We start from the raw sequence: 15,920 nt of genomic DNA, 5'->3' as shown, positions 1-15,920 counted from the left end.
GGCGCATGGCACGTCGAGCCGCTTCACAACCAGGCTACCGGCCCGGATGGGTCGGCGGTCAGGTTCGAGCCACGCGTCATGCGTCTCCTCGTCTGTCTGAATCGGCCACGACGAAACACGAAGGGACGAATCGTAGGAAGTTAGATCAGGTCCGCTACTATCACGGAAGTTGTGGATTAAAAAGACCCCACCGAGACCTACAGCGCGATCTCGAGACCGTCATAGGCGGCCTCTAGCTCGAGCTCGGGCAGCCGGGCGACCAGATCGGCGGCCGAGTGGGTCACCACGATGCGTTGGCAGTCGATCTTCGACCGGTTCTGCATGAGTGTCTCGTAGTCGAGATGGAACGGTACCCGCTTGTCGTAGAAGTAGGCTTCGCAGATGAAGAGATCCGCACCGGCGGCCGCAGCGACCAGTCGATCGGTCCACTGCGTGTCGCCGGAATAGGTGATAATTTTGCCACCGAGGTCGACCCGCAGGGCGTAGGGCGGCGCTCCGCAGGCGTGGACGACTTCGAAAGGAGTCACCGTCAGAGGGCCGTGCGCCCAAGGCACATCCTCGACGAGCTCCTCGATCTCGACCTCGAAAAGTCGACGAGCGGTCGAAGACCCGGGAAACAAGACCTCCATCGCCTCTCTCACGCGGGTGCGAGTGCCGGGGGGACCGGCCACGAGGACCGGTTTGGTGCGCCGGGAAAACTGCCCGTCGAGTATGAAGAAGGGGATTCCTCCAAAGTGATCGCCATGTAAATGCGTCACGAGGATCGTGTCGATATCGTTCGGTTTGACCGACGCTCCCTTGAGGGCGATGAGCGACGACGCGCCGCAGTCGAGAAGGCATTTGTAGCCGTTGGTTTCGATGAGGATGCACGTCTGAAAGCGGCCGCCGCTTCCGAACGCATCCCCGCTTCCGAGGAAACGAACCCGCACGGAAGCCATGGTCCGCCTTACGCGCTACTCCGGTAGGCCGATATCCAGAGATGAATCGCGGCCGCGAGCAGGAACGGCGACGAATAGACTCCGGGCGCGAAGCGACCCCAGAGCAAAGACGCCGTGATGTGACCGAGGCCGTTGAGGATCATGATGAACGACAAAGCATACGACACCCATCGAAGCCACCAGCGGCCCGCGAAAACCAGCGGGGAAAGAAAAAACAGCGTCGTCACGATGGCGCACAGCCCGCCGAGCCAAACGCCGAACGTGAACGTCGGGAACGGAAACAGCGGATATTGCTCGCGAATCCCCGACACAATCGAGTTGTAGAGTGGGAGAAAACCCGTGAGGGCCTCGTCGGTTACGTGGAGTGCTAAGGCGCCCACGAGCAAGATCCACGCGATGCCCCACCGGGGCTCGCGCCGGCCGCTCTTCTCTGACATCGGAGATGCTTTCTCCATGGAGGCCATCATGCCACCGCCGGATGCCGGAAGAAAAACCGGCGCGCCGCCAGTGTGATACAAAATCGTGATGCGTCGAGCTCGAGGAGGTTTCAACCCATGCACCGAATAGCGTGGCTTCTTCTAATTCCGATCACCGCTGCCTGCGGATCTTCGACGGAGCCGATCCAATACGACGTCGTTCTTCGAAACGGCACGATTTACGACGGAAGCGGCAACCCAGGCGTCGTTGGAGACATCGCGATCCGAGATGATCGCATCGCCGCGGTCGGCGACGTCGGTGACGCGACCGCGGCGGTCGAAGTCGACGTCACCGGCCTGGCGGTCGCTCCCGGCTTCATCAACATGTTGAGCTGGGCGACGGAGAGCCTGATCGAGGATGGCCGCTCCCTCGGCGATCTGCGGCAAGGCGTCACCCTCGAAGTGTTCGGCGAAGGCTGGTCGGAGGGGCCTCTCAACGAGGCCATGAAAGCCGAGGTCGTCAAGCAGCAAGGCGATATCCGCTTCGATGTCGAGTGGACGACTCTCGGCGAGTATCTCGACTATCTGGTCGCCCGAGGAATCTCACCGAACGTCGCGTCGTTCGTGGGAGCGACCACTGTTCGGATCCACGAGGTGGGCTACGAGAACCGCGCCCCCACCGAAGAAGAGCTCGAGCGCATGCGCGCGCTCGTGCGCCAGGCGATGGAAGAAGGTGCGTTGGGCGTCGGGAGCTCGCTGATTTACGCGCCCGCGTTCTACGCGGGCACCGACGAGCTCATCGAGCTATCCAAAGTCGCTGCCGAACATGGAGGGATGTATATCTCTCACATGCGGAGTGAAGGCAATCGTCTCCTCGAATCAGTCGATGAGCTGATTCGGATCGCGCGTGAAGCCGACATCGCGGCCGAGATCTACCATCTCAAGGCGGGCGGTACTTCGAACTGGTCCAAGATGGAAGAGGTGATCGCGAAAGTCGAGGCGGCGCGCGCCGAAGGTCTGAAGATTACCGCCGATATGTACAACTACACCGCCGGCTCCACCGGTCTCGACGCGGCGATGCCGCCGGCCGTTCAGGAGGGCGGCTACGAAGCGTGGGTGAATCGCCTGAAGGAACCCGCGATAAGAGAGCGGCTGAAACGGGAGATGTCGACGCCGACGGACGAGTGGGAGAACCTCTTTCTCGCCGCCGGAGCGGACAAGACGCTCCTCGTCGGGTTCAAAAACGATGACCTGAAACCGCTTGCCGGCAAGACTCTCGCCGAAGTGGCCGAGATGCGCGGAACGTCACCGGAAGAAACGGCCATGGATCTCGTGGTCGAGGACGGGAGCCGCGTCCAGGTCGTGTATTTCCTCATGTCCGAGGACAACATCAAGAAACAGATCGCGCTCCCGTGGGTCAGCTTCTGCTCGGACGCGGGCTCGATGGCGCCCGAAGGCGTCTTTCTGCGCTCGAGCACTCACCCGCGCGCCTACGGAAACTTCGCGCGGCTTCTCGGCAAATACGTTCGCGACGAGCAAGTCATTCCACTCGAGGAGGCAGTGCGGAGGCTGACGTCGCTACCGGCCGAGAATCTAAAGATTCGCGAACGCGGGCGTCTCAGGGAGGACTTTTACGCGGACGTCGTCGTTTTCGATCCGGCGACGATCCAGGACCACGCGACCTACGAGGGGCCTCACCAGCTCGCCACCGGGGTCGTTCACGTCTGGGTCAACGGAGAGCACGTGTTGAAAGACGGCGAGCACACCGGTGCGACGCCCGGCCGCGTCGTCCGGGGCCCCGGCTGGTCGGGTTGGTCCGATCGCCCGGAATAGAGCCGGGGGCCCGTCCGATTGCCCATCGCGAGATACAACGGCCTATAAGTTATGGGCGCGCGCACGGAAGGCCCTCTATTCCGAAAAACGATGCAGTTGAGATCGCGCGAACCAGCGCGATCGCGAAAGCCTCCGTCGGGTTCAGCCGGTAAAGAAGCCCTCGAACTTACTCACGAGAATCCCTCGGCCTGCTGCGGCCCGAGCCAGCGCGACTGCAGCATTGCCAGCCTCGAGCTCAATGCACCGGTCTCTGGGCTCTACCGTGCACACACAAATTCACTCGATCGTGAAGGCAAGCTTTGGCCCGTCAAGTAGCACGCGGAACCGGTTCAGAAGGTCACGGCCTACGATGGCGTCGTCGATGGGCATCTCGATGACGGCGAAGTTGTCGACGACGATATGAGCGAGCCGAAGACTGCGTGCACGATAAACGAGCCGATTCTCGGCGCGAGCTACAGCTCCGCCCACGAGGAGTACCGAAATCGGCTGAAGCTCGAGCCGTTCGACCACCATGACCGGGAGGCATGTTGCGTCGGCGCCAGAGTCAATCAAAGCTTCCACGCTTTCCACTGATGAGCCGTCGGAAACATGTAGCTCGACTACCGGCGCAGGGGGAAGGAATTGCACCGAGCCGATTCGGCTTCGGTAAGCTGGCATTACCGCTGAACCGACGGGGAGGGGACGCGCAGATTCGGCGGATGCTTTCCGACGTAACCGAAATAGACGCTGGCGTCGGGATGCTGCTCGAAGAACCGAGCGACGAGCGTGGGGAGATCGGGGTCGGAATCGACGACGTCTCCACGATGAACCGCGACGAAGACGTCCTCGTAGCTCTCCTGTAGCGCGGGGGCCAGCCTCTCGAACGCATTTCGTTCGGTTTCGAAACCCTGCTGGTAACGCATCGACTTCGTGGTCTGGCTCATGCCTTGCGATCCCTCAACGCAAAGACGCCATACCCTAGCTTAGCTGAGAACCTCGCGGCTGCACCACCCTTCGGGGAATGGCCTCGATCTCTTGAGGTACCTGTTTGTACGTCGACCCCCCCGACGTCCTCGCGTATAAGATCGCGACCCTCGGAGACCGGTTGCGTCCGCACGGGCACATCGCGATCGCATGGGTCGCGGGGGCACCCGGCGCGCTCGGGGTCGCCCCCTCGCGTCGCTAGCAACGCTCGGGCTCGTTTCCTGGATCTTGCGCGGGCGGAGGCGCGAGACGGGAATTCGTATCGCGCTCGGTGCGACGGAACGGAGCATCGTCCGCTCTCAACGGCGCAGGGTGCGGTGCCGCGCTCGCCGAAATCGGCATCGGTCTCGCGCTGTCAGCTCCCGCTCCGCGAGTCTCCCTCGAACGCCTCGGGCCAGTCGAATACGACGTGGATGACGTCGGGCGTAACGAGATCCTTCGCCCGCACCATCAAGAAGCGACCGTCGGAGGAGACGTCATAATTCCCTCCCCCCTCCCCGGCGGATAGGCGAAAGCGTCCCTCGAACAGGGCCCGAGGTGTGGTCGGCTCCATCCTGTCTCCCCTTCCGATCGAAACGGCCATCACCTTGTAGCCCAGCCGGTAGAACAGTTCCCGGCCATCACGGGACCATATCGGCCCTGCCCCACCGCCCGACGAGACCAGCGTGGCCTCCGGCTTCTCCTTCAGAACCGACCGAATGTAAACCTCATTGCGACCCGAGACATCGGATGCGTAAGCGATCCACTTGCCGTCGGGCGAGAACGCGGCGTCGCGCTCGTTGGCGGGGCTCGCGAGGAACGGAACAGGACCGTCCGTACCCCCACCCCCGTCGCCGATGGGATAGAGCCATACGTCTTTCTTGACGGCGTCGCGGACCATCGTAAAGGCGAGGAAGCGGCCATCGGGGGACCACGACGAAGGGAGGGACCAGTTCGTGTCGTCCGTGCTCGGTACGAGCACCTCCGGGGTCGCGCTCAGGTCGTGCATCCACGCGAGCGAGAGAAAAAAATCGGGGGCTTGGATCTCGGAGGCCAGGGCGAGGGCCGTGCCATCCGGGCTCCATACCCCGCTTACATCCTCACCCGGATCGGTCGTGAGGCGAGTAAAGGTGGCACGTTCGAGGTCGTAGACCCAAAGGTCGACGTTGGCGCCGGTTCGACTCGTCACCATGACGCGTCGTCCGTCCGGAGAGAGCTGGGGCTGGTAGAGTTGACCGCTCTCGAAGATGCTCTCCACGTTCCCGTCCCGGTCGACCCAGACGAGCTCGTCGTCCCCTAGTGCCGTTCCCCCGGCAACGTAGGCCAGGGTCCCGGAGCCGCCCACCGTGAATTGGGCCGCTCCGTTCTTCGAGGACATGACCCCATCGAGGAGCTTTCGCTCCGCCCCGGTGACCTCAACCCGCGAGGCATCGAAAGAGGCGGCATAGATCGCGCCGTCCCGTGCGAACAGGAGATCCCCCGTCGTCGCGTAACGAGGACTCGTGGCTCCTCTCACGAGGGTTCGGCTTTCGAGGGTCTCGACATCCAACGCGGCGAGCGATGCTTCGTCAGTCGAGCCCTCGCTGGTGTCCGTGTACAGGACGTAGCGGCCACCCGGAAGCGCGCTCGGCCAGGCCGTTGATGACTGGGTCACGTACTCATATTCGCCGACCCGGAGCGAGTCGCCACCGATAGAGGCACGGCTGAGCCCGTCGTTGGGGCTCCACACCGTGAACAAGGTGTCCGTGCCGCTCCACGTGCTGCCCTGGTTCACGAATGGCCCCGAATCGGGATGGACAGCGATCGGCACGCCGCCGTCGAGGGACACCTTCTTTATGGAGTCATTGGTGAGGAAGCCGATCCACCGTCCATCGGGAGAGAAAAAAGGCGACGCCGCTTCTTCGGTCCCGGCGATGACCCGCGCTTCCCGTGCAGCCAGGCCCCGAAGGTAGAGGCGGCGCACCCCCTCGTGCTCACCCACGAAGATCAGGCGGTTCCCATCGGGGGAGAGGGCGAGCACCGGGTGCTCGGTGTCCACCGGAAGGACGACGCCCGGCGGCAACTCGATCTGCACCTGAGCCGGCCGCGGCCTCGCCGGCGGCGTTCGCACGTACGAAACGATTGCACCCACCGCGGCCGCGATGGCGACGGCCCATGGAAGCACTCGCAGCCATCCCGACGCTGCCGTGGATGAGCTCGCCGAAGCCACGGACGGCTCGGTGTACGGGGTTGCCGCGATCTCTTCGAGCTCTAGGCGCGCGTCCCCGATATCACGCAGCCGATATCGGGGATCTTTCTTGGAGCAACGCTCGAGAAGACGCAAAAGCCGCGGGTCCATGCCGGGCGGGAGTGCGTCGGAATCCGGTTCCGTCTTGAGGACGGCGGCGAGAACGTCGGAGATGTCCTCTCCGGGGAAGGCCCTCTTGCCCGAGAGCATCTCGTAGAGCAACGCACCAAAGGCGAAGATGTCCGTCCGCTTGTCGACGCGTTTGCCCTTCGCTTGCTCCGGGCTCATGTAGGGTGCGGTACCGAGAATCACGCCGATCTGCGTGCCTTGCCGCGCCTGCCCGCCGGAGCCTCCACCATCGTCAAGACTTCGGCGGACAGGTTGGCGAAGGCGGGTCGGCGATTGCGACAGCTCGGCGTCCGCACCGCTCGGTGAGTCGTCCTCGAGCGCTTTCGCGAGTCCGTAGTCGAGGACCTTGACCGTGCCGTCCTCCTTGAGCTTGACGTTCGCGGGCTTCAAGTCGCGGTGGACGACTCCGGCTTCGTGACCCGCTTCCAGCGCTTCGGCGATCTGCTTTGCGATGGCGATGGCTTCTTCGACGGGGATAGGACCTCGAGCAATCCTCTCGGCGAGCGTGGGGCCTTCGACGAGCTCCAGGACGAGCGCTCGGACGCCATCTGATTCTTCGAATCCGTGGATGCTCGCGATGTTCGGATGGTTCAGCGACGCCAGGAGCTTCGCCTCGCGCTCGAACCGCGCGACCCGTTCTTCATCCGCGGCGAGCTCCTCGGGAAGGACTTTGACCGCGACATCGCGGTCGAGCTTGGTGTCATGAGCGCGGTAGACCTCGCCCATCCCCCCTTTACCGATAAGAGAGACAATCTCGTACGGGCCGAGGCGGGCTCCGGCGGCGAGTGACATTCGAGGGAATGTAACGGCAATGAGGGGAGGTTACAAGCGTTCTGACGGCAGTCCCGCCGCTCAACCGGGCGGCTGTAGGAAGGTCGTTACCGCACCATGCGGGCTTCGAGCTCTTCCACCCAGTTGACGACGATGCGGACCTCGCTCGATGCAGTGTCCGGGTCCCGTTTGAGCATCACAAACCTGCCGTCCGGCATGACGTCGTAGGAGCCCGGAGCATGTCGGAAGGCCTCGCCGCGGCGGAACGTGTCTTCGAAGAGCGGCTCGGCCGCAGCGAAATCGCCCGTGCCATCCGCGAGTACCCGGACACGCATCACGTGTGTGTCCGAGCGGTAAAAGAGGCGTCGTCCATCTCGTGACCAGATGGGCTCCGTTCCTCCGCCGGTCGAGATGGGGCGCTTCTCGCCCAACTCGGGAAAGCGCTGGACGTAGACTTCGTCGCGGCCGGACTCATCCGAAACGTACGCGATCGATTTCCCGTCGGGCGAGATGCGCGGCATCAGTTCTCGAAACCGGGAGTGGATGAGCGGTTGTGGGCTGGCTGGCCCATCCAGGTCCAAGCTAAAGATATCGCCGCTGGAATCGAACAGTAACCACTTGCCGTCGCGCGACCAGTCGGCGATGTGATAATGGTTGCCACCGAGGTTCGCAACTGTCTCGGGCGTTGCGCTCCCGTCCGCCGGGACGCGATTGATTCGGTTCCCGTCATGTGACGCCGCCGCGTACATTAGGAAACGACCGTCCGGCGACCACACCGGTGTCTCATCTTCACCCGGTGCAACCGACAGGCGCGTCAGCGTCCCGCGCTCAAAGTCGTGAGCCCACACGTCCTGCTCACCGTAGTCGCCCCGAAACGCGAGGCGCTTGCCATCGGGCGAGACGCGCAGTTGGCCTGAGACCGGCGCCGAATCGACCTCCGTCACACGCCATCGGGCATCGACATCGGGCTCCACGAACACCACGCTTGCCTGCGATGTCTCTGGCGCGGTCGGGACGTAGGCGAGCGTTCCCTTCTTCGACACCGCGAACCGACCGTAGGTTGACGCGAATTGGAAGGCTCCGGTGGGCCTCGTCGCCATGTGATCGATCACGGGAACCGCGTGACCCACGGTTGCGCGTGCATCGAGATCGAAACCAATGGCCATCAGGCTCGTCCCGGAAACGTAGACGAGGTAGCCCCCGTCCAAATACGCGGGGTGCGCGCCACCGACAATGAGTACCTCGACCTCGCCCGAGCGCAAATCGCCGATGGCAATCGCTTCTCCGCGTTCGGATACGTCCTGGAACAAGACGGCGTCACCTCCGGGCAACACTGCCAGGCGCCTGGCCCCTTCGTCATTGGAAAGAGTCAACACCTGGCGAAGCTCTCCCCCGAACGCCTCGACTTCCCAGATGCCTCCGACGGCTCCTATCAGAATCTTTCCGTTCTCGGCCCACACCGCATCCATATGGTCGTCGGGCAAGTCGCTCACCCGAACGGGCGTGCCGCCGTCGACCTCGATCCTGTAGATACCGTCGCCGGGGGCAATGAAGCCCACCCATGCACTATCCGGAGAGAAAAAGGGGAACACGGGTCGAAGCTCCTCGACTCCTCGGACCCGCTTCGTTTCCCACTTATCCAAACGACGCACGTACAGCTCACCGGGAACGGCGATCGATTGAACGAGAGTCCCGCCATCGGGTGAGAGATCCAGCATCGGCAATACCGTGGCGGCATCGATTTGGAAACGCAAGACGCCTCTAGACTCACTCGGCGCTCCCCTCGTCATCCAACCGACCACGCCGGCACCGACCGCCACCGCGAAAGCGGCCAGCGCTCCTGCCAGTCTCGCGGCTACCCGAGAGGGAGCGGCGTCGACACTCGGTGGGTGGATGGCACGCTCGAGCTCGAGGCGCGCATCTCCGATATCGCGGAGCCGGCGCTTCGGTTCCTTTTCGAGGCAAGCCTGGAGGAGTGGTTTGAAATTCTCAGCGGGACGCGGCAGGAGCGACCAGTCTGGCTCGCTCTTGATCACCGCCGCCATGACGTCGGAGACGAGATCGCCTCGAAACGCCTTCTGCCCCGTGAGCATCTCGAAGACGACGCAGCCGAAGGAAAAGATATCGCTCCGTTTGTCGACGGGAAGACCGCGCGCCTGCTCCGGGCTCATGTACGGCGCGGTGCCGAGAATCATCCCCGCCTGGGTCGCGTCCCGCGTCATCGTCGGCGACAGCGAGATATCCGTCGCTTCCGCCGCTCCGCTCTCCACTTTGGCGAGCCCAAAGTCGAGGATCTTCACGTTCCCGTCGGGCGTGATTTGCGCGTTCGCCGGCTTCAGGTCCCGATGCACCACACCGCTCTCGTGCGCCGCTTCGAGCCCGTCGATGAGCTGATGCACGATCCGTGTCGCTTCATCGACGGACAACGGCCCATTGAGAATCTTGCCCGCCAGGCTCTCGCCGGGCACGAGCTCCATCACGAGAAAGTGCACGCGCTCGGACTCTTCGAGACCGTACACGGCGGCGATGTTGGGGTGGTTCAGCGACGCGAGCACGCGCGCTTCGCGCTGGAAGCGTGCCATGCGCTCTTCGTCTTCGGCAAACGGCTCGGGGAGAACTTTGACCGCAACATCGCGCCCGAGCTTGGTATCACGCGCGCGATAGACCTCGCCCATGCCTCCCTTGCCGATGGGAGCGCCGATCTCGTACGGGCCGAGGCGGGTTCCGGCGGCGAGTGACATCGGGAGAATTTAGCCATTGCGAAGGGAACATACAAATCGATGTGACGGAACCCGAACTGACTCCGACCTGCCGGCACAGGTGGGTTGTGGCACAAACGCGGTTCGACGCGAGTGCCCTTTTGGCGCAGGCGGCTGGCTGCGCAAGGTGGAGTGGATGATTGCATCCAGGTGGCACTTCGAGCGCGCGGTCGTTGTTGGCCGTCTCAGGGGCGGCTCACGAGACCGGCGACGATTCGCTCGGTAGCTTCTCGAGCGAGGCTCCGAATTTCATCGTCGGTGCGATCCTGAATCGGATGAGGCAGGAAAACCCTGACGGGATCCGCGCCGAGCGCCTTCGCCTGCGCTTCGGCGCCATCGACGAACGGCTCGGTCGCGACGAAGACAGTGGGGACACCGCGGTCTTCCAGATCTACCGTGTCGTGCACACTGCACGACGTGCAGCTCCCTCAGTCGGCGAGGGCCTCGATGACGGCGTCACAGTGGGTCGCGATCTCTTGGCGTAGATCGACGGGCGCCGGTTTCGCGAACGTGGGCTTCTGGTACCGTGTCACGCTGGCGCCGTGCTCTTTCAGCGCCTGCTCGATCTCGTCGAGAAAGACGTTGCCTTTCGGTTTGCTGATGTCGAGCAGGCCAATAGTGTGCCCCTCGATGGAGTCGATGCGAGCGGCTCGCTGGCGAAGGCTCGGTCGTCGCTCGCTCGTCGGGTCGAGTAGTGTTCTCGGGTCGGATCGGTTGCTCATGCTCGAATCTCCCTCATGGTTGGCTCGCTACCTCTCGGGCCGCTCGCCCAGCCGCCGATGATGCTCGAGAAGAGACCCGCGCTTCCGCCGCAATAGACGACGAGAAGACCGCCAGGTCGGAACTTGGTGAGGGCTCTGCCACGAAAGGCATCGGGCATGCCCTCGGCCATCCCGTTCGTGCCTCGCGCCACTTCCTCGAACGGGAAGGTGAGAAGCTCGAAGAGTCGTTCCTTGAGCTTCTCTTTGCTCCAGCCCGCTTCACGGAACACCCGCCCATGCTCGGGGCCGATGACGAGCATCGCGTCGTAGCCGAGCATCAGCTTGGGGTGTTGAACGTTCGCGAGCGCTGCGGCGAGGCTTCGAGTCAGGGACTCGGGCTCGCGCGACATCTGGTCGATCACGTTTCGTGGCCCCTCGCCCGCGAAGACCGTCACGGTGTTCGTACCGGGCTCGGCTCCGAAATCGGCCGACAGCGGACCCCAGGGCGAGCCTTCTTCGTCTTCCGCGAAACAAAACCCGACCTTTCCGGGGTTGCCGTAGGTGGCCCGATCCACTTCGCCGGGCCGCCCGCCGCCGACGTTGCGAATCACGAGCTGGAGTGCCCGTCCGATGGTGGCGTTTGCGCGATTGCCCTGCCCGAATACGTTCATCCCCGAGTTCATGCCGATGGCGCGCCGGATGGGACCGTTCACGACGACGACCGGGCCCACGCCCATCGTCGTGGCGAGAACGCCGTGCATGTTGAGTCGGTCCGTGCAAGCGGCCTCCACCGCGGCGAGAACGACGGGGAGGTACTCGGGCTTGCAGCCGGCAAGTACCGCATTGATCGCAACCTTCTCGACGGTGCACTCGACGAGATCCGGTGGGATCACGGCGACGATCTCATCGGGAGCCCGTGTCGTTCCCGCGAGCATCGCGAGGACGCGCGCCTCGGTGGGCGGTACCAGCGGGAGGCCGTCGCTCCAGCCACGCGCGAACATCGCTTCTTGTTCGTCGTCGAGTGCTGCGAGCTCCACGCGCCGAGCGCGAAGACTCGAGCCGCTGAATCGGGCCCGAAGCTCGGGCTCGCGTGAGGGGTCGACGCTGAGTGAACCGCAGCCCGGGCGCATCTCGGGCAGACCCGAGCCAAGCGTTTGGATTCCCGTCAGTGCTTCCCATTCACCGCGATGCCAGCCGATGGCGCGTTCTCGCTCGACGCCTTCCTCTACGCGCAAGAGCGTCGGCACCGTTTCGATTCCGTTCCGCCACGATGCCTCGAGGGACGTATCGTCGCGGCGCTCGACCCCCGGCGGGAACTCCGGGTCGTCCTGGGTGAACACGGTCAGGGTTTCGCGGGAAGCGATTTGATTTAGGACGGGAACGACGAGCTCACACGTCGGACAATCGCGCTTGACGAAAGCAACGAGCCCCGATGGCAGCTTTCCGGTCTCGGTGCCAGACATGACTTGCCTCTGATTGACTGACTAGGCTGACGCCGCCAGATTCTCGCGCAGCACACGCGGATGACGAGCGGCGATACCTAGGAGCGCAAGAGCCGGACCGTCGGGAGAGCGACGACCCTGCTCCCAGTTGGAGAGCGTATGGACACTGATGCCCAGCGCTTCGGCGAGCTCCTTTTGGGTCAAGCCAGCGAAACGGCGGAGCGCGACGGTGGTATCGCGGGCCCGGTAGACCTCACCCGTTCCACCCTTGCCGATGGGAGAGACGATCTCGAACGGTCCGATTCGGACCCTGCGGGTGAATGGCATCAGCGAAATCTAGTCTTTCCAATAGGAACAAGCAATCGTTACGAGTGGCCACTACGGACGATGAGACGGCTCTTTGGCAACAAAGCGCTTCCCTGACCGCCCTCTAATCGGTTCCTGTGCATCGCTAACATCAATATGTTGACATCATGATGTCTTTCTATTAACATCAGAGAGGTGAGAACAACTCTGACTCTAGACGACGATGTGGCAGCGAAGCTCAAGGCCGAAACCAAGCGGACCGGCAAGCCTTTCAGGCAAATCGTCAACGAGTACCTTCGGAGAGGTCTCTTCGCCAAGAAGCGCGGCAGCCCGAAGGGCCCGTTCCGCGTTCATGTGCGCGACATGGGAAGTTTGCGCCCCGGGCTGAGCCTCGACAACATCGGCGATCTTCTGGAGCAAATCGAAGGTCCGTCCCACCGTTGATTCTCGTCGACGCTAGCGTTCTTCTGTATGCGCACAACCCTAGCTCGAAGCACCACGAGGCTTGTCGACAGTGGGTCGAGGCTGCGTTCGATTCACCTTCCCCCGTAGGCTTGCCCTGGCTGACGGTATGGGCCTTTCTTCGCATCAGCACGAATCGAAGAGCTTTCGAAAAGCCGCTTACGATGCAGGAGGCGGTCGCCATAGTGGCGAGCTGGCTCGAAGCGCCTTCCGTTAGGCTGGTGTCGGCCGGCGAGCGTCACTGGGAGGTTCTTGGCGAGTTGCTGGTGGACGCGCAGGTCACCGGTCCGCTGGTCACCGATGCGGTCTTGGCAGCCCTCGCTATCGAGAACGGCGCGAGCATCTGCACGACCGATCGCGACTTCACGCGCTTCCAAGGCCTGCCGATTATCGACCCCACTCGTTGACGCTACGTATCCATCGGGAACGGTCGAACGTAGATCTCGTACCGGCCGGATTCGTCGGATGCGTCTGCAAAGAAGCGGCCGTCGGGCGCGAAGGCGGGGTCTGTTTCGTTGAACTCCGAGTGAACGAGGGGCTTTGCCGCTCCTCCTCCGCAACATCGCCAGACGACCCGAATGGGAAGTCCTATCGAACGAGGAGTAGCGGACTCCGGGCGCGCTCTGGTGCTCTCGGCAATCTTGCCTTCGCGGGAGTAGGCCGTCAAATTGACTCCCGGCCTGGGCGGTCATGTATAATCCGCCAACTTCGGATTCACTGACACCAGACTCTATCTGACGGGCAATGGAACGCTTCGATCCGAACTCGCTGGGGCACCCGAGGGGAACACTCGCCATCCTTCTCGTCTACGCGCTTCTGTTCGCCCTGGGCTGGCTCCTGCTGTACTACGGAGAGTTCCTTCCGAGAGGCTGAGAGCGCCTCGACGTCTTTCGCCACTGGGAAATGAAGGTCGAACTATACGAACGGATTTGGATGTGGACGGCGACCTTCTTGCTGGTGGCGTTCGTCCTGGCCATCGTCGTCTCGGCGACCGTCTCCGCCGTCCATCCGCCGAGCCACATCGAGACCATCGATCCGGCAGTCGTGAGGACCGAGTCTGAGTTCTCCCGTCCCGGAGTGATCGAGGACGAGCACGGGATCACGGTCGTCGTTCTCGCCGAGCTCTATCGTTTCGCTCCGGAAACGATTCGCGTTCCCGCAGGCCGCCCCATCCGTTTTCGGGTGACGAGCCCCGACGTTCTCCACGGGTTTCAGATCGTGGGAACGAACGCGAACGTCGTGGTCGCGCCCGGATACGTCAGCGAGGTCGTCACGACCTTTCCCGAGCCGGGCGAATACCTGATCGTCTGTAACGAGTACTGCGGTCTCTCGCATCACCTCATGCAGGCCAAGCTCGTGGTGGAGAGCACGCCATGATTGAGGGGCGGAGGCTCGTCATGGCGAACTTCTGGGTGGCGGTCGTGGCCTTTGGGCTTGCCGCGATCATGGCCGTAATGCAGGCGCTGGCACGGGCGGACGCCGAGCTCGCTATCCGGTCAACGAAGATCTACTACGTCTCGGTGACGGCCCATGGGGTCCTGATGGCGCTCGTCTTCACGACGTTCTTCATCATGGCGCTCGGATACTTCTCCCTCGGCGCCGCCCTCAAGCGCGTCGACACGACGACCTGGGGCTGGATCTCGTTCCTCGTCTCGCTCGTGGGAACGATTCTCGCCACCCTCGCCATCCTCTCAGGCTCGAGCACCGTGCTGTACACCTTCTATCCTCCTCTCAAGGCCCATCCGCTCTTCTACGTAGGAGCGACGCTTCTCGTCGTCGGGTCCTGGATCTGGTGCTGGGTGATGATCCGGACCTACCTTGTCTGGCGGTCCAAGAACCGGGACGAAGCCGTCCCCCTTGCCGTGCACGGGATGGTCGTGACCGTCGTCATCTGGATCCTCGCCACCGCCGGCCTCGCCGTGGAAGTCGTCGGCATGCTCCTCCCCTGGTCTTTCGGCCTGGTGGACAAGGTCGACCCGATCGTGGCGCGGACCTTCTTCTGGTGGTTCGGCCATCCGCTCACCTATTTCTGGCTCGTCCCCGCTTACGTGGTCTGGTACACGATCATTCCCGAGGCCATCGGCGGCCGTCTCTTCAGCGACCGTCTCACTCGTGTGGTGTTCATCCTGTTCGTTCTGTTCTCGACGCCGGTAGGTTTCCACCACCAGTTCAGCGACCCGGGAATCACTTCTGGCTGGAAGCTGCTTCACACCGTGACGACCTACGCCATCCTGTTTCCGAGCTTCGTCACCGCCTTTTCGGTCATCGCCTCGTTCGAAGTGGCGGGACGGCTGAAGGGGGCGACGGGGCTCTTCGACTGGATCGCCGTCTTGCCGTGGAAGGATCCGTTCTTCGCGAGCGTCGCCCTGGCGATGGTGACCTTTGCCATCGGCGGCTTCGGCGGCGCCATCAACGCCGCCTACGCGATGAACACGATGGTGAAGAACACTTCCTGGATCCAGGGTCATTTTCACCTGACGGTCGGAACGGCCGTCGCCCTCACGTTCATGGGATTCAGCTATTGGATGCTGCCCCGGCTCACCGGCTATCCCGTCCGCCTGCGGGCGCTCGCGCTCGCCCAGCCGTACACCTGGTTCGTCGGGATGATGTTGTTCAGCATCACCTCCCACATCACCGGCATCATGGGGATGCCGCGTCGCGTCTACAGCGCCGCGTTCGGAGGGAGCGAGGTGGCGGCATCCTGGGCGTCCCTCACGGTTGTCTCGGCCATCGGCGGCGTCGTGCTCTTCGTGAGCTCGGCGCTCTGGTTGGTGGTTCTCATCGTCTCGGTGCTCGGAGAAAAGCGCCCGGAGCGGCCGGCGATCGAGTTCGCGAGACCGCTCGTGCCCGTGAGCGGCTCGGCGGGTCTCTGGGATCGGTTCGGGCTCTGGACGGCGGTCGCCGCCGTTCTCATTCTCATCGCCTACGCCTATCCCATCGCCCATTTGCTCGCGCTGCCGCGATTCGCATCGTCCGCCTTTCAACCGTTTTGAG

15 protein-coding genes are annotated in these 15,920 nt (G+C 63.3%); 6 read left to right on the top strand and 9 right to left on the bottom strand.

The window, feature by feature from the left end; translation table 11 throughout:
• Positions 1 to 197: 197 nt before the first annotated feature.
• Entirely contained in the window at positions 198 to 938 is a 741-nt protein-coding gene (locus VEK15_16840; protein ID HXV62371.1) for an MBL fold metallo-hydrolase, read from the bottom strand.
• 8 nt (positions 939 to 946) lie between these two features.
• Positions 947 to 1,375: an HXXEE domain-containing protein gene (locus tag VEK15_16835; GenBank protein HXV62370.1), complete on the bottom strand. Its 429-nt coding sequence runs from the start codon at positions 1,373 to 1,375 to the stop codon at positions 947 to 949.
• Positions 1,376 to 1,492: 117 nt separating this feature from the next.
• On the opposite strand from VEK15_16835, the gene VEK15_16830 reads away from it, so the two are divergent.
• Positions 1,493 to 3,187, top strand: a complete 1,695-nt coding sequence (locus VEK15_16830; protein ID HXV62369.1) for a D-aminoacylase — start codon at positions 1,493 to 1,495, stop codon at positions 3,185 to 3,187.
• Between the two features lie 276 nt (positions 3,188 to 3,463).
• On the opposite strand, the gene VEK15_16825 is transcribed toward VEK15_16830, so the two are convergent.
• From VEK15_16825 to VEK15_16795, 7 genes are all read right to left on the bottom strand, one after another.
• Positions 3,464 to 3,844, bottom strand: coding sequence for a retroviral-like aspartic protease family protein (locus tag VEK15_16825; GenBank protein ID HXV62368.1), 381 nt, complete (start codon positions 3,842 to 3,844; stop codon positions 3,464 to 3,466).
• Entirely contained in the window at positions 3,844 to 4,110 is a 267-nt protein-coding gene (locus VEK15_16820) for a hypothetical protein (protein HXV62367.1), read from the bottom strand. The genes VEK15_16825 and VEK15_16820 overlap by 1 nt, the downstream gene beginning before the upstream one ends.
• A gap of 395 nt (positions 4,111 to 4,505) precedes the next feature.
• Entirely contained in the window at positions 4,506 to 7,277 is a 2,772-nt protein-coding gene (locus VEK15_16815; protein ID HXV62366.1) for a protein kinase, read from the bottom strand.
• A gap of 86 nt (positions 7,278 to 7,363) precedes the next feature.
• Complete coding sequence (locus VEK15_16810; protein HXV62365.1) at positions 7,364 to 9,997, bottom strand: protein kinase; 2,634 nt, start codon at positions 9,995 to 9,997, stop codon at positions 7,364 to 7,366.
• Between the two features lie 203 nt (positions 9,998 to 10,200).
• Positions 10,201 to 10,737, bottom strand: coding sequence for a UGSC family (seleno)protein (locus VEK15_16805; protein HXV62364.1), 537 nt, complete (start codon positions 10,735 to 10,737; stop codon positions 10,201 to 10,203).
• On the bottom strand, positions 10,734 to 12,179 hold the full coding sequence (locus VEK15_16800; GenBank protein HXV62363.1) for a thioredoxin: 1,446 nt from the start codon (positions 12,177 to 12,179) through the stop codon (positions 10,734 to 10,736). The genes VEK15_16805 and VEK15_16800 overlap by 4 nt, the downstream gene beginning before the upstream one ends.
• Positions 12,180 to 12,200: 21 nt before the next feature.
• Complete coding sequence (locus tag VEK15_16795; protein ID HXV62362.1) at positions 12,201 to 12,485, bottom strand: helix-turn-helix domain-containing protein; 285 nt, start codon at positions 12,483 to 12,485, stop codon at positions 12,201 to 12,203.
• Positions 12,486 to 12,659: 174 nt separating this feature from the next.
• Here VEK15_16795 and VEK15_16790 point away from each other — a divergent pair, with 174 nt between their 5' ends.
• The 5 genes from VEK15_16790 to VEK15_16770 all read left to right on the top strand — a co-directional run bounded on the left by VEK15_16790 (position 12,660) and on the right by VEK15_16770 (position 15,919).
• A complete protein-coding gene (locus VEK15_16790; protein HXV62361.1) occupies positions 12,660 to 12,908 on the top strand; it encodes a DUF2191 domain-containing protein in 249 nt (82 codons plus the stop codon).
• Positions 12,905 to 13,333: a type II toxin-antitoxin system VapC family toxin gene (locus VEK15_16785; GenBank protein ID HXV62360.1), complete on the top strand. Its 429-nt coding sequence runs from the start codon at positions 12,905 to 12,907 to the stop codon at positions 13,331 to 13,333. Before VEK15_16790 ends, VEK15_16785 begins: the two co-directional genes overlap by 4 nt.
• Positions 13,334 to 13,670: 337 nt before the next feature.
• Positions 13,671 to 13,799, top strand: a complete 129-nt coding sequence (locus VEK15_16780; GenBank protein HXV62359.1) for a hypothetical protein — start codon at positions 13,671 to 13,673, stop codon at positions 13,797 to 13,799.
• Positions 13,800 to 13,859: 60 nt separating this feature from the next.
• Positions 13,860 to 14,303: a cupredoxin domain-containing protein gene (locus VEK15_16775; protein HXV62358.1), complete on the top strand. Its 444-nt coding sequence runs from the start codon at positions 13,860 to 13,862 to the stop codon at positions 14,301 to 14,303.
• Positions 14,300 to 15,919, top strand: a complete 1,620-nt coding sequence (locus VEK15_16770; protein ID HXV62357.1) for a cbb3-type cytochrome c oxidase subunit I — start codon at positions 14,300 to 14,302, stop codon at positions 15,917 to 15,919. The genes VEK15_16775 and VEK15_16770 overlap by 4 nt, the downstream gene beginning before the upstream one ends.
• Position 15,920 lies beyond the last annotated feature (1 nt).

The sequence above is a fragment of the Vicinamibacteria bacterium genome (assembly GCA_035620555.1).
Classification (GTDB): Bacteria; Acidobacteriota; Vicinamibacteria; order Marinacidobacterales; family SMYC01; genus DASPGQ01.
The sequence above is the reverse complement of the archived record's forward strand: the minus strand, read 5'-3'. Positions and strand labels throughout refer to the sequence as shown.

Excerpts from the sequence above, each read along its gene's own strand:
- VEK15_16775 (HXV62358.1), top strand. The coding sequence starts at position 13,860 with ATGTGGACGGCGACCTTCTTGCTGGTGGCGTTCGTCCTGGCCATCGTC.
- VEK15_16770 (HXV62357.1), top strand. The coding sequence starts at position 14,300 with ATGATTGAGGGGCGGAGGCTCGTCATGGCGAACTTCTGGGTGGCGGTC.
- VEK15_16825 (HXV62368.1), bottom strand. The coding sequence starts at position 3,844 with ATGCCAGCTTACCGAAGCCGAATCGGCTCGGTGCAATTCCTTCCCCCT.
- VEK15_16835 (HXV62370.1), bottom strand. The coding sequence starts at position 1,375 with ATGTCAGAGAAGAGCGGCCGGCGCGAGCCCCGGTGGGGCATCGCGTGG.
- VEK15_16780 (HXV62359.1), top strand. The coding sequence starts at position 13,671 with ATGGAACGCTTCGATCCGAACTCGCTGGGGCACCCGAGGGGAACACTC.
- VEK15_16800 (HXV62363.1), bottom strand. The coding sequence starts at position 12,179 with ATGTCTGGCACCGAGACCGGAAAGCTGCCATCGGGGCTCGTTGCTTTC.
- VEK15_16815 (HXV62366.1), bottom strand. The coding sequence starts at position 7,277 with ATGTCACTCGCCGCCGGAGCCCGCCTCGGCCCGTACGAGATTGTCTCT.
- VEK15_16820 (HXV62367.1), bottom strand. The coding sequence starts at position 4,110 with ATGAGCCAGACCACGAAGTCGATGCGTTACCAGCAGGGTTTCGAAACC.
- VEK15_16795 (HXV62362.1), bottom strand. The coding sequence starts at position 12,485 with ATGCCATTCACCCGCAGGGTCCGAATCGGACCGTTCGAGATCGTCTCT.
- VEK15_16840 (HXV62371.1), bottom strand. The coding sequence starts at position 938 with ATGGCTTCCGTGCGGGTTCGTTTCCTCGGAAGCGGGGATGCGTTCGGA.
- VEK15_16830 (HXV62369.1), top strand. The coding sequence starts at position 1,493 with ATGCACCGAATAGCGTGGCTTCTTCTAATTCCGATCACCGCTGCCTGC.
- VEK15_16810 (HXV62365.1), bottom strand. The coding sequence starts at position 9,997 with ATGTCACTCGCCGCCGGAACCCGCCTCGGCCCGTACGAGATCGGCGCT.